This window comes from Delftia sp. GW456-R20 (assembly GCF_001622915.1).
GTDB lineage: Bacteria > Pseudomonadota > Gammaproteobacteria > Burkholderiales > Burkholderiaceae_C > Comamonas > Comamonas acidovorans.
Genome location: NZ_LWCN01000005.1, coordinates 140742 through 152751, shown reverse-complemented (window position 1 = coordinate 152751; position 12010 = coordinate 140742). Strand labels below are relative to the sequence as shown.

General features: G+C 66.8%; 11 protein-coding genes. All 11 read right to left on the bottom strand.

The features are described from left to right. Positions 1 to 17 precede the first annotated feature (17 nt). Positions 18 to 827, bottom strand: a complete 810-nt coding sequence (gene trpA / locus A4F85_RS24685) for a tryptophan synthase subunit alpha (protein WP_043821492.1) — start codon at positions 825 to 827, stop codon at positions 18 to 20. After that, positions 824 to 2080, bottom strand: coding sequence for a tryptophan synthase subunit beta (trpB, locus tag A4F85_RS24680; protein ID WP_012207042.1), 1257 nt, complete (start codon positions 2078 to 2080; stop codon positions 824 to 826). The genes trpA and trpB overlap by 4 nt, the downstream gene beginning before the upstream one ends. Next, positions 2058 to 2780 (bottom strand): phosphoribosylanthranilate isomerase, encoded by a 723-nt coding sequence (locus A4F85_RS24675; RefSeq protein ID WP_013801014.1) that lies wholly within the window; start codon positions 2778 to 2780, stop codon positions 2058 to 2060. The genes trpB and A4F85_RS24675 overlap by 23 nt, the downstream gene beginning before the upstream one ends. Before the next feature lie 32 nt (positions 2781 to 2812). Further along, complete coding sequence (gene truA, locus A4F85_RS24670; protein WP_013801015.1) at positions 2813 to 3661, bottom strand: tRNA pseudouridine(38-40) synthase TruA; 849 nt, start codon at positions 3659 to 3661, stop codon at positions 2813 to 2815. Between the two features lie 113 nt (positions 3662 to 3774). Beyond that, positions 3775 to 6681, bottom strand: coding sequence for a FimV/HubP family polar landmark protein (locus A4F85_RS24665; protein WP_197485529.1), 2907 nt, complete (start codon positions 6679 to 6681; stop codon positions 3775 to 3777). A 367-nt stretch (positions 6682 to 7048) separates the two neighbouring features. Further along, positions 7049 to 8161, bottom strand: a complete 1113-nt coding sequence (gene asd / locus A4F85_RS24660) for an aspartate-semialdehyde dehydrogenase (protein ID WP_013801017.1) — start codon at positions 8159 to 8161, stop codon at positions 7049 to 7051. 99 nt (positions 8162 to 8260) lie between these two features. Next, positions 8261 to 8473, bottom strand: a complete 213-nt coding sequence (locus tag A4F85_RS30760) for a hypothetical protein (RefSeq protein ID WP_156517057.1) — start codon at positions 8471 to 8473, stop codon at positions 8261 to 8263. A 75-nt stretch (positions 8474 to 8548) separates the two neighbouring features. Beyond that, entirely contained in the window at positions 8549 to 9619 is a 1071-nt protein-coding gene (leuB, locus tag A4F85_RS24655; protein WP_012207037.1) for a 3-isopropylmalate dehydrogenase, read from the bottom strand. A gap of 96 nt (positions 9620 to 9715) precedes the next feature. Next, a complete protein-coding gene (leuD, locus tag A4F85_RS24650; RefSeq protein WP_063328127.1) occupies positions 9716 to 10369 on the bottom strand; it encodes a 3-isopropylmalate dehydratase small subunit in 654 nt (217 codons plus the stop codon). A 20-nt stretch (positions 10370 to 10389) separates the two neighbouring features. Then, entirely contained in the window at positions 10390 to 10515 is a 126-nt protein-coding gene (locus tag A4F85_RS24645) for an entericidin A/B family lipoprotein (protein WP_012207035.1), read from the bottom strand. 31 nt (positions 10516 to 10546) lie between these two features. Then, positions 10547 to 11968 (bottom strand): 3-isopropylmalate dehydratase large subunit, encoded by a 1422-nt coding sequence (leuC, locus tag A4F85_RS24640; RefSeq protein WP_034396655.1) that lies wholly within the window; start codon positions 11966 to 11968, stop codon positions 10547 to 10549. Positions 11969 to 12010 lie beyond the last annotated feature (42 nt).

Genomic DNA, 12010 nt, shown 5'->3' with positions numbered 1-12010 from the left:
GGGCTGCATTATGCGACCTACGCGTCGAGTGCCTTGCGCACGCCGCGCAGGAAGTCGATGGTCAGGGGGACGATCTTTTCGTGGGGCTGGCCGTCCAGCATCTCGATGATGCGGCTGCCGATGACCACGGCGTCAGCCACGCGGGATATGGCCTGGGCCGTGGCTGCGTCTCGGATGCCGAAGCCCACGCCCACGGGAATGCTCACATGCTCGCGGATGCGCGGCAGCATGGCTTCCACGGCCGCCGTGTCGAGCGTGCCTGCTCCGGTCACGCCCTTGAGCGAGACGTAGTAGACATAGCCGCTGGCCACGCGCGCCACCTGCTGCATGCGCTCGGTGGTGGAGGTGGGCGCCAGCAGGAAGATGAGGTCCATGTCGCGCGCACGCAGTTGCGCGGCGAACGCCTCGCACTCCTCGGGCGGGTAGTCCACGATGAGCAGGCCGTCGACGCCGGCCTCGGCCGCATCGTCCACGAAGCGGTCATTGCCGTGGATCTGGTCGTAGCGCTCCACCGGGTTGGCGTAGCCCATCAGCACCACGGGCGTGGTCTGGTTCTTCTGGCGGAACTCGCGCACATAGGCCAGCACCTGCACCAGGCCCACGCCATTGGCGATGGCGCGGTCGCCTGCCTTCTGGATGGTGGGGCCGTCGGCCATGGGGTCCGAGAAGGGCACGCCCAGCTCGATCACGTCGGCGCCGGCCTCCACCATGCCGTGCATCAGCGACGGCGTGATGGCCGCGAACGGGAAGCCTGCGGTGATGTACGGGATCAGGGCCTTGCGGCCTTCTTCCTGGAGTTTGGCGAAAGTCGTGGTGATGCGGCTCATTGAGCTGCTCCTCCCTTGACCGTGAGCCCGCGCATGGAGGGACGGTCGTAGTAATCGGCGCCCGAGAGGTCGGCCACGGTGCCGATGTCCTTGTCGCCGCGACCGGACAGGTTCACGAGGATGGACTGGTCGGCGCGCATGGTCTTGGCCAGTTGCATGGCATAGGCCACGGCATGGCTGGACTCCAGGGCGGGAATGATGCCTTCGGTGCGGCACAGGTAGTGGAAGGCGTCCAGCGCCTCCTGGTCGGTGATGCCCACGTATTGGGCCCGGCCCAGTTCCTGCAGCCAGGCGTGCTCGGGGCCGACGCCGGGGTAGTCGAGGCCGGCGCTGATGCTGTGCGTTTCGGTGATCTGGCCGTTCTCGTCCTGCAGGATGAAGGTGCGGTTGCCGTGCAGCACGCCGCTGCTGCCGCGCTGCAGCGAGGCCGAGTGCTTGCCGCTGTCCAGGCCTTCGCCGGCAGCCTCCACGCCGATCAGGCGCGTGTTCTCGAACGGGATGTAGGGGTGGAAGATGCCCATGGCATTGCTGCCGCCGCCCACGCAGGCGACCACGGCATCAGGCTGGCGGTCGGCGCCCAGGAATTCGGGCATCTGCGTCAGGCATTCCTCGCCGATGACCTTCTGGAAGTCGCGCACCATCGCCGGGTAGGGATGGGGGCCGGCCACGGTGCCGATGATGTAGAAGGTGTTGTCCACGTTGGCCACCCAGTCGCGCATGGCCTCGTTGAGCGCGTCCTTGAGCGTGCGGCTGCCCGACTCCACCGGCACCACGGTGGCGCCCAGCAGGCGCATGCGGTAGACGTTGGGGCTTTGGCGCTTCACGTCCTCGGCACCCATGTAGACGATGCATTCGAGGCCGTAGCGTGCGCAGATGGTGGCCGTGGCCACGCCGTGCTGGCCGGCGCCCGTCTCGGCAATGATGCGGGGCTTGCCCATGCGCCGGGCGAGCATGGCCTGGCCGATCACGTTGTTGATCTTGTGCGCGCCCGTGTGGTTGAGGTCTTCGCGCTTGAGGTAGATCTGCGCGCCGCCCATCTCGCGCGACATGCGTGCCGCGTGGTAGACGGGCGAGGGGCGGCCGACGAAGTGGGCCAGCTCGGACTGGAATTCGGCAACGAATTCCGGGTCGTTCTGGTACTTGGCGTAGGCGTCGCGCAGCTCGGTCAGAGCGTGTGTCAGGGTTTCGCTGGCAAAGCTGCCGCCGAAGCGGCCGAAGTGGCCGGATGCGTCAGGGTACTGGTATTCGAACATGGCTTGTCTGCAAAAGTTGGTCATCGGCCGCGCGCACGGCGGCGATGAATCGGTGTATCTTGCCGGCGTCCTTGATGCCCCTGAGGGGCTTGCCGTCGGGACCATCGGCCTCGACGCCGGAACTGACATCAACGGCCAGCGAGAGTCCTCGCGGGCGCACTTGCAAGATGCCATCGGTCACGTTTGCAGGCGTGAGTCCACCAGACAAAACGAGGTGAGAGGCGACGTTTGGTGGAAGGAGTGACCAATTGAATGCTTTTCCGCCACCACCATAGCCGTCGACATGGGCGTCGAGCAGTATGGCCTGGGCTTTCGAGTAACGCTGGGCATATTCTACGAGGTCGAAGCGCGCGGCGTCGGGACCAAGGGGAATGCGTGCGGCGCGCAGGAAGGCGCGGGTGCCGCCCGATGTGGCGGCAAGGCAGTCCTCGGGGGACTCGTCGCCGTGGAACTGCACGCAGGCGCCCGGGATGGCGGCGCAGGCAGCCATCACGTTGGCGGCGCTTTCATTGACGAACAGCAGCACCGGGGTCACGAAGGGCGGCAGGCGCCGCGCCAGTTCTGCAGCGCGCTGCACCGTCACGGCGCGCGGACTGGGGGCGTAGAGCACAAAACCCACGGCATCGGTGCCCGCAGCCACGGCGGCGTCCACGTCCTGTTCGCGGGTGAGTCCGCAGATCTTGATTCGAGTGCGCTGCATGGGGACTGAAGAATGGGGGAGGGCTTGTCCGTTCACGGGAGCCAATCATAGGCCGGGCTGCGCGAAGGAAGGCCCCATGAAGGATCGTATACGGGGCCCAGAAAGTACAGGCCGTCGGGCGAGAAGGTGGGCGCGGCGGCATCGCGGGAACGGGCGTCCAGTACCTGCTGCATCCACTGCGGCGCATACGCGCCCTGGCCGATGGCGATCAGGCAGCCCATGATGTTGCGCACCATGTGGTGGAGGAAGGCGCTGCCTTCGAACTCGAAGCGCCAGTAGCAGCATTCCATGGCCGCATCGCCGGGCCGCATGGAGCTGGCTGCGGCCATCTGGGCGCCATCGCCTGCCATGCGGCGGGTGATGGACAGGCGGTGCAGTGTCTTGACGGGGGACTTGGCCTGGCAGCCCGATGCGCGGAACGAGCTGAAGTCGTGCTCGCCCAGCAGGTGCTGGGCGGCGGCCTGCATGGCATCACCATCGAGCGCATGGAACACCCAGCCCACGCGCCCGGCCTCCACGCTGGGGCGCACGGGCGATTGCAGCAGCACATAGGCATAGCGCCTTGCCGTGGCACAGGCGCGCGAATGGAAGGCATCGGGCACGGGCTGGGCCCATTGCACGGCAATGTCCGGCGGCAGGAAGGTGTTGGTGCCACGGACCCAGGAGAACGGGGCCCTGTCCAGCGGCGTGTCGAAGTGGACGACCTGCATGAGGCCGTGCACGCCGGCATCGGTGCGGCCCGCGCAGAGGGTGTGCACCTCCTGAGCGGCAAAGCGGCCCAGGGCCGCTTCGAGATGGTCTTGAATGGTGTTGCCAGACAGCTGGCTTTGCCAGCCGCTGTAGCGCTGGCCGTTGTAGGCGACGCCGAGGGCTACGCGCATTGCGAGGCCTCCGGCATGGGTTGGGTGTGCATCAAGTTGTCAGTTTTCCATGGCGGCTTGCACCACCCTGTCACGCGAAACCGGTGCGGCGCCTGGGCAGGCGCCGCCGGGCTTCAATCTATCTCGGCCAGCAGGCGCTGGGCCTTGGCCTTGAGATCGCCGTGGGCCTCGGCGATCACTTCCTCGATCAGTGTACGGGCTCCGTCACTGTCGCCGATGGCGTTGAATTCCTGGGCCAGTGCCAGCTTGGTGGCCAGCGGGTCTTCAGGAGCCGAGGGCGGGGTTGCCACGGCAGGGGCGTCGTTGCCCAGGTCCAGGGACAGGCTGCCCAAGTCGAATTCCAGCGACTCGGCCGGTTCCGGCTTGGCCTTGGCCGCCGTCTCCAGCACGCCGCCTGCCTGGGGTGTTGCCGGCGTTGGGGCAGGTGCCTCCGTGCTCAGGCCTTCCAGGTTGAACTCCATGGCGTCCAGCGACAGCAGCTCGGTCTTGGCATGGCTGTCGTCCGTGGTGGAGCTGGTCAGGGGCGAGGGCTCGGTGGCCGGGAAGCTGTCGGCCGCCTGCGTGCCGGGCATGTCCAGCGACAGCATCTCGGTCGGCTGCATGCCGTCCATGGCGTTGCTGTGGTTCAGGGCGTCCGTCAGCGAGGCGTGGGCCGTGGGCTGGAAGCCGGGCATGTCCAGCGATGCAACGGGTGGCTCGACGTGGGGCTCGATGCGAGGTGTGTCGTCCTTTGCGGAGGGCGTGGCTTCCAGCGGCGCGCGCAGCGTGGGCTCCAGCGCTGCGAAGTCCTGTTCGCTGGGCATGGGGGCCGGTGCGGGCAGGGGGCTGGCGTGCTGCGCGGGCAGGCTGGCATCGGCCAGGCCGCCGGGCAGGTCCATGTTGAGGTCCATGTCCAGGTCCATGGGCAGGGTGGCGGGGCCTTCGCGGTGCGCATCCATGTCCAGGGGGCGGCTGGCCAGCGAGGCGGCAGCCAGTCCGGCAGCGGCCACTGCGGCGCCACCGGCAACGGCGGCACCGGACAGGGGCGCGGCGCCTGCAGGCTGGTAGAGGGCGTTTTCCGGGTCCAGGATGCGGCCCTGGTCGGCCAGGCGCTGCCAGTCCACGCCCTTGCCCTGGGTCAGGCCATGCAGGGTCTGCGCGACGGCCTCGAAGGCCTTGCGGTCATGGCGCTTGGCGTAGATGTCGGCCAGCTTCTGGTGCAGTGCGGTGCGGTTGGGGTCGGTGCGCAGCGCTTCCTTGAGGATTTCCTCTGCCTGCAGGTCGCGGCCATAGGCCAGGTAGACGTCGGCCTCGGCCACGGGGTCCACATCGCCCGCATCAAGCTGGCTGGGCGAGTAATGCATGGAGGTGCCGGACAGCTGGCTCGAAGTGCCGGTGTCCACGCGTTGGCCGCCGCTGGCGCCAAAGAAGGAGTCGGCTGCCAGCTGGCTGTCGCCAAAGGCGCTTTCGCTGGAGGCGGCAGCGGCGCGGCGGCGCTGCATGACGCGGTAGCCGCCATAGCCCAGCAGCAGGGCCAGCAGGGCAGCACCGGCCAGCGGGATGGTGGGGTCTTCCAGCAGCGTATCGATGAAGCTGGGCTCGGCGATCGGCGCGACGGGGGCGGGTGCCGGCTTGGGCTTCGGCGGCTCGGCCGGAGCGGGCGTGGCGGGCGCGGCTTCTGCTGCGGGCGCTGCCGAGCCGGCTGCATTGGCTGCGGCGTCTGGAGCAGCGGTGGGCGCAGCGGCCGCAGCAGCTGCATCGGTGGGCGCCGCCGGGGCCGCGGGAGTTGTCTGGGGTGCTGCAGCTTCAGGCGCTGCAGGCACGTTCGGCGCGCCCGGCACAGCCACGCCGTTTGCCGTGCCGCTGGCTGCCGAGGCAGGTGCTGCAGCACCACCTTCGGCCGGCTTGGTGGCGGCGGCGATCTGGCTCAGCTCGGACATGTTGCGCTGCAGCTCGGCCGTGCGCGATGCCTGGTCGTCCGACTGCTTTTGCTTGGCCAGGCGCTCGTCGGCCTCCACGCCCTTGACGGCGCCCTTGGACAGGGTGAGCTTGTCGGGTGCTGCGGTGGACGGCTTGCGGTCTTCGACCTGGGCCTGGACGCTGCCCGATGCTTCACGGTTGGCCGATGCCACGGGCGCGGCCGGCGCGGCGCTGGCCAGCTGGCGGCGGAACTGGTTGAAATCGCGGGACTGGGCGGCAACGATCTGGCGCGCTTCGCGCGGCGAGGTGGCCTGGGCCGTGGCTTCGTCCGGCACGGTGAGCACGGCGCCGGAGCGCATGCGGTTCACATTGCCGTTGATGAAGACCTTGGGATTGGTGCGCAGCATGGCCACCAGCATCTGGTCCAGCGAAACGCCGGCTGGCAGGTGGGCGGCGGCGATGCGGCCTGCCGTGTCCCCAGCCTTGATGCGGACTTCGGAGGCCTCGGACGACGCGGGAGCCGCTGCGGCGCGCTCGCGGGCTGCCGGGGCGGCACGGCGCGCGGCTGCTGGCGCGGGGCGGCTTTCCTCGGTGTTGCCTGCAGCGGCTTGCGATGGAGCTTGCGAGGGGGTGGGGGCTGCGCGGCGCGGCGCTGCGGCGGGCTCGGGTGCCGAGGCCTGGGCTGCAGCCGTCACGGCAGGCGGGAGCTTTTGCAGGGTGGGCGGATCCAGCAGCAGGGTGTAGTTGCGCTGCAGGTTGCCCGAAGCCCAGCTGGCGTCGATCACCAGATCGACAAAGGGTTCGTTGACGGGCTGTGTGCTTGTGAGGCGCAGCACGGCCGAGCCATCCGCGCGGCGCTGCACGCTGACGCGCACCTGGCTGGCGGTGGCGTTGTACTCCATGCCCTGGGTGCGGAAGACGCCGGGAGAGGCCACGCCCACGCGCAGGCCTTCGGCTTCAGCGGCGGTGATCTGGGGGATTTCGACTTCGGCACGCAGGGGCTCGCCCAGGGCCGATTGCACGTTCACCCGGCCCAGAGCCAGTGCCCAGGCCTCGGAGGCGGGCAGTGCGACCGAGACGACGGCCGCAGTGGCCAGCACAGAGAGTTTCCAACGATGCATAAAGCGTCAAACCTGTGTGGATGCAATTGGGCAGGCACTATTTTTATTGTGGGAATGCCCGCGCTTGCACATGTAATTGAAATTTACCCGGGGATAGATGGCACGCCATCTACCAAGGTGCTTGGGTCGCATTGTCGGCCACGCTATAGGATCGCAAGCGTCTGGTTGCCGGCGAACGCCAATAGTTGTTGTCGAACGGCAACGAGAAGAAACACAATGTATCTTTGGTGATTGTAGGCAACCACCTACAACCAATGGACAAGAGACCTGGGCATTGTGCCCAATTGCCCAGGGCTTAAAGCCGAAAAAAGCGCCATGTCCCGGCCCGGGACATGGCGCTTTTTGTGTTGGCTCAAGCCGGCGATGCTCAGGCGGCGAGCAGGATGCGCAGCATGCGGCGCAGCGGCTCGGCGGCGCCCCACAGCAGTTGGTCACCGATCACGAAGGCCGACAGGTACTCGGGGCCCATGTTCAGCTTGCGCACGCGGCCCACGCCGACTTCCAGGCCGCCGGTGATGGCGGCAGGGGTCAGTTCCTTGACGGTGATGGCGCGGTCGTTGGGAACCCACTTCACCCAGGGGTTGCCGGACTTGATGATGGCTTCCAGCTCTTCCAGGGGCAGGTCCTTCTTGAGCTTGAGGGTCAGTGCCAGGCTGTGGCAGCGCATGGCGCCGATGCGCACGCACAGGCCATCGACAGGGATGGTCTGCTCGGTGCCCAGGATCTTGTTGACCTCGGCCTGGCCCTTCCACTCTTCCTTGGACTGGCCGTTGTCCAGCTGTGCATCGATCCAGGGGATCAGGCCACCGGCCAGCGGTGCGCCGAAGAATTCGGTGGGCACGTCGGTGCGGATGGTCTGGGCCACCTTGCGGTCGATGTCCAGGATGGCGGATGCGGGCGTGGCCAGTTCGTCGGCCACGGCAGCGTGCACCACGCCCATGCCCTTGAGCAGTTCGCGCATGTGGTTGGCGCCGCCACCGGAGGCTGCCTGGTAGGTCATGGAGCTGACCCATTCCACGAGACCGGCCTTGAACAGGCCGCCCAGGCCCATCAGCAAGATGGAGTTGGTGCAGTTGCCGCCAATCCAGTTCTTGCCGCCCGCGGCGAGCTTGGACTGGATCAGGCCTTCATTGACGGGGTCGAGCACGATGACGGCATCGCCTTCCATGCGCAGCGACGAGGCGGCATCGATCCAGTGGCCGTTCCAGCCCGAGGCGCGCAGCTGGGGGAAGACTTCCTTGGTGTAGTCGCCGCCCTGGCAGGTGATGATGATGTCGCACTTGGACAGCTCGGCAATGTCGTTGGCATTGCGCAGCTCGGTGTGGGTCTTCGCCATGGCCGGGGCCTTGCCGCCGGCGTTGGAAGTGGAGAAGAACACGGGCTCGATCAGGTCGAAGTCGCCCTCTGCCTGCATGCGGTCCATCAGCACGGAGCCGACCATGCCGCGCCAGCCGACGAGGCCTACCAATTGCTTGCTCATTTTTGAAACGCCCTTTCAGTGTGAAAACAGTGCTTGATCAAGACTGTTGTCGCCCGGCTCGTCTAGGCCAGGTGAGGGCGCACGACGAACCGGGCTGGGTCAGCCTTTGATTGTCGTAATGGTTGTGGAGGTGATTGCGCGCGCAGCCACACCAGCCAGGGCGGCGGGTGCAATGTTCAGCAGGAGGAACGGGCGGGCGGCAAACATAAGAGACGTCATTCTATCGAATACGCCAGGAAAGAGAATGTCTGTTTTGATGAATATCTTCGTCGAATCGGCGAAAACCGAACGTCTATTTTGACGTTTTGCCATGTTGTGGCGAAGCAGGCAGTGCCTGCCCGCCACAGGGACGGCCGCAAACCTGGAGGCTGGCGGCCGTCATGGACTTCAGGCCAGTGCGGCCACCACGGCATCGCCCATCTCGCGGGTGGAGACCTTGGTCGTGCCTTCGCTGTAGATGTCGGCCGTGCGCAGGCCCTGGGCCAGCACCTTTTGCACGGCGGCTTCGATGCGCTGGGCGGCGGCTTCCTGGTTCAGCGAGAAGCGCAGCATCATCGCGGCCGACAGGATGGTGGCCAGCGGATTGGCAATGCCCTTGCCGGCAATGTCGGGGGCCGAGCCGTGGCTGGGCTCGTACAGGCCCTGGCCCCTGGAGTTGAGCGATGCCGAGGGCAGCATGCCGATGGAGCCGGTCAGCATGGAGGCTTCGTCGGACAGAATGTCGCCGAACATGTTGCCCGTGACCACCACGTCAAAGCGCTTGGGTTCCTTGACCAGCTGCATGGCGGCGTTGTCCACGTACATGTGGTCCAGTTGCACATCGGGGTACTGCTGACCCACTTCGGTGACCACGTCCTTCCAGAACTGGAAGGTTTCCAGCACGTTGGCCTTGTCCACGCTGGTCACGCGCTTGCTGCGCTTTTGCGCGGCCTGGAAGGCGACATGGGCGATGCGCTCGATCTCGGGCTTGGAGTAGCGCATGGTGTCGAAGGCTTCCTCGGCACCGGGGAAGTGGCCGTCGGTGGCCACGCGGCGGCCGCGCGGCTGGCCGAAGTAGATGTCGCCGGTCAGCTCGCGGATGATGAGGATGTCCAAGCCCGCGACCAGCTCGGGCTTGAGGCTGGAGGCGTGGGTCAGTTCCGCATAGCAGATGGCCGGGCGGAAGTTGGCGAACAGGCCCATGTGCTTGCGCAGGCCCAGGATGGCCTGCTCGGGGCGCAGCGGGCGGTCCAGTGTGTCGTACTTCCAGTCGCCCACGGCGCCGAACAGCACGGCGTCGGACTCCATGGCCAGCTTCAGCGTGGATTCGGGCAACGGGTGGCCGGCAGCTTCGTAGGCAGCGCCGCCCACGGGGGCCGTCTGCATGTCGAAGTCCAGGCCCAGGGCGCCCAGCACCTTCACGGCTTCCGCAACGATTTCGGGGCCGATGCCATCACCGGGCAAGACTGCGATTTTCATGGTGTTCCTTTTGAGAGACTGTTCGGATGGTGGAAGGCCGCCGGCGGCTGGTTCAGCAACGCCTGCGGCCCATTGATGCGCGCAAGTGGAGATCGATCAGCGCTGCACCAGCGTGTGTGCCAGCCAGGGCTTGGTGGCCAGGCGCTCGGACTCGTAGGCGCGGATCTTGTCGGCGTGGCGCAGCGTCAGGCCGATATCGTCAAAGCCGTTGAGCAGGCAGAACTTGCGAAAGGCGATGACATCGAAAGGGATCTCCTCGCCCTGCGGGCGCACGATCACCTGGCGATCCAGATCAATGGTCAGCTCGTAGCCGGGGAAGGCTGCGATCTCGTTGAACAGCGTGTCGATCGTGGCCTCGGGCAGCACGATGGGCAGCAGGCCGTTCTTGAAGCAGTTGTTGAAGAAGATGTCGGCAAAGCTGGGCGCCAGGATGGCGCGAAAGCCGTACTGGTCCAGCGCCCAGGGCGCGTGCTCGCGGCTGGAGCCGCAGCCGAAGTTCTTGCGTGCGACCAGGATGGAGGCGCCCGCATAGCGCGGCTGATTGAGCACGAAGTCGGGGTTGGGCTTGCGCGAGGCCGGGTCCTGGCCGGGCTCGCCATGGTCCAGGTAGCGCCATTCGTCGAACAGGTTCACGCCGAAGCCGGTCTTCTTGATCGACTTGAGGAACTGCTTGGGAATGATGGCGTCGGTATCGACGTTTTCGCGGTCCATGGGGGCGACAAGGCCCTTGTGCACGGTGAATTGTTGCATGGCTGTATCGGATTCAGGGTTCAGCGGGCGGCGCGTTCGATGGCGCTGCCCGCGCTTTGCACGTCCTGGCCAATGCCCTTGACGGTATTGCAGGCGGCCAGGGTGAAGGCCAGGCCGATCAGGAGGATCGAGAAGGAGGGCTTCATGGTGTGCAGGCGGGGCAGTTGCGGGATCGGATCAGGAGAACCTGCGGATGTCCACGAAGTGGCCGTGGATGGCGGCGGCTGCAGCCATGGCCGGGCTCACCAGGTGGGTGCGTCCGCCCGCGCCCTGGCGGCCTTCGAAGTTGCGGTTGCTGGTGGAGGCGCAGCGCTCGCCGGGCTCCAGGCGGTCGGCATTCATGGCCAGGCACATGGAGCAGCCGGGCTCGCGCCATTCAAAGCCTGCCGCCTTGAAGATCTGGTCCAGGCCTTCGCGCTCGGCCTGTTCCTTGACCAGTCCGGAGCCGGGCACGACCATGGCCAGCTTGATGTTGCGCGCCACCTTCTGGCCCAGCTTCTTGACCACGGCGGCGGCCTCGCGCATGTCTTCGATGCGGCTGTTGGTGCACGAGCCGATGAAGACCTTGTCCACGAAGATGTCGTCGATCGCCTTGCCGGGCTCCAGCGCCATGTAGGTCAGCGCGCGTTCGATGGCGCCGCGCTTGCTGGCATCCTTTTCCTTGTCGGGGTCCGGCACGCGGGCATCCACGCCCAGCACCATCTCGGGCGAGGTGCCCCAGGTGACCTGCGGCACGATCTCGCTGGCCTGCAGCTCGACCACGCGGTCGAACTTCGCATCGGCATCGGAGTGCAGCGTCTTCCAGTAGGAGACGGCGGCATCCCATTCGGCGCCGGTGGGGGCCAGCGGGCGGCCCTTGACGTACTGGATGGTCTTGTCGTCCACGGCCACCAGGCCTGCGCGCGCGCCGCCTTCGATGGCCATGTTGCAGACCGTCATGCGGCCTTCCATGCTCAGGTCACGGATGGCTTCGCCGGCGAACTCGATGGTGTAGCCCGTGCCGCCGGCCGTGCCGATCTTGCCGATGATGGCCAGCACGATGTCCTTGGCCGTGATGCCGGGGGCCGCCTTGCCGCTGACGTTGATCAGCATGTTCTTGGCCTTCTTGGCCAGCAGGGTCTGGGTGGCCATCACGTGCTCGACCTCGGACGTGCCGATGCCGTGGGCCAGTGCGCCGAAGGCGCCGTGCGTGGACGTGTGGCTGTCGCCGCAGACCACGGTCATGCCGGGCAGGGTGGCGCCCTGCTCGGGGCCCATGACGTGGACGATGCCCTGGCCCTTGTCCATGAAGGGGAAGAAGGCCGCAGAGCCGAACTCGCCGATGTTGGTGTTCAGCGTGGTGATCTGTTCCTTGCTGATGGGGTCGGCAATGCCGTCATAGCCGCGCTCCCAGCCGTCGGTGGGGGTGTTGTGGTCGGCCGTGGCGACCACGGAGCTGATACGCCACAGCTTGCGGCCGGCCATGCGCAGTCCTTCGAAGGCCTGGGGGCTGGTGACTTCGTGCACCAGGTGGCGGTCGATGTAGAGGACGGCGGTGCCGTCATCCTCGGTGTGGATGACGTGCTCGTCGAAGATCTTGTCGTAGAGGGTGCGTCCCATGGCGTTCTCGAATGGTTGGTGTCGTGGGGAAATTTTTGGGGG

Bases quoted from the DNA above. Each gene is read 5' to 3' on its own strand.
- leuD (WP_063328127.1), bottom strand. From the start codon at position 10,369: ATGCAACAATTCACCGTGCACAAGGGCCTTGTCGCCCCCATGGACCGC.
- A4F85_RS24645 (WP_012207035.1), bottom strand. From the start codon at position 10,515: ATGAAGCCCTCCTTCTCGATCCTCCTGATCGGCCTGGCCTTCACCCTG.
- leuB (WP_012207037.1), bottom strand. From the start codon at position 9,619: ATGAAAATCGCAGTCTTGCCCGGTGATGGCATCGGCCCCGAAATCGTT.
- leuC (WP_034396655.1), bottom strand. From the start codon at position 11,968: ATGGGACGCACCCTCTACGACAAGATCTTCGACGAGCACGTCATCCAC.
- asd (WP_013801017.1), bottom strand. From the start codon at position 8,161: ATGAGCAAGCAATTGGTAGGCCTCGTCGGCTGGCGCGGCATGGTCGGC.
- trpA (WP_043821492.1), bottom strand. From the start codon at position 827: ATGAGCCGCATCACCACGACTTTCGCCAAACTCCAGGAAGAAGGCCGC.
- A4F85_RS30760 (WP_156517057.1), bottom strand. From the start codon at position 8,473: ATGGCAAAACGTCAAAATAGACGTTCGGTTTTCGCCGATTCGACGAAG.
- A4F85_RS24665 (WP_197485529.1), bottom strand. From the start codon at position 6,681: ATGCATCGTTGGAAACTCTCTGTGCTGGCCACTGCGGCCGTCGTCTCG.
- truA (WP_013801015.1), bottom strand. From the start codon at position 3,661: ATGCGCGTAGCCCTCGGCGTCGCCTACAACGGCCAGCGCTACAGCGGC.
- trpB (WP_012207042.1), bottom strand. From the start codon at position 2,080: ATGTTCGAATACCAGTACCCTGACGCATCCGGCCACTTCGGCCGCTTC.
- A4F85_RS24675 (WP_013801014.1), bottom strand. From the start codon at position 2,780: ATGCAGCGCACTCGAATCAAGATCTGCGGACTCACCCGCGAACAGGAC.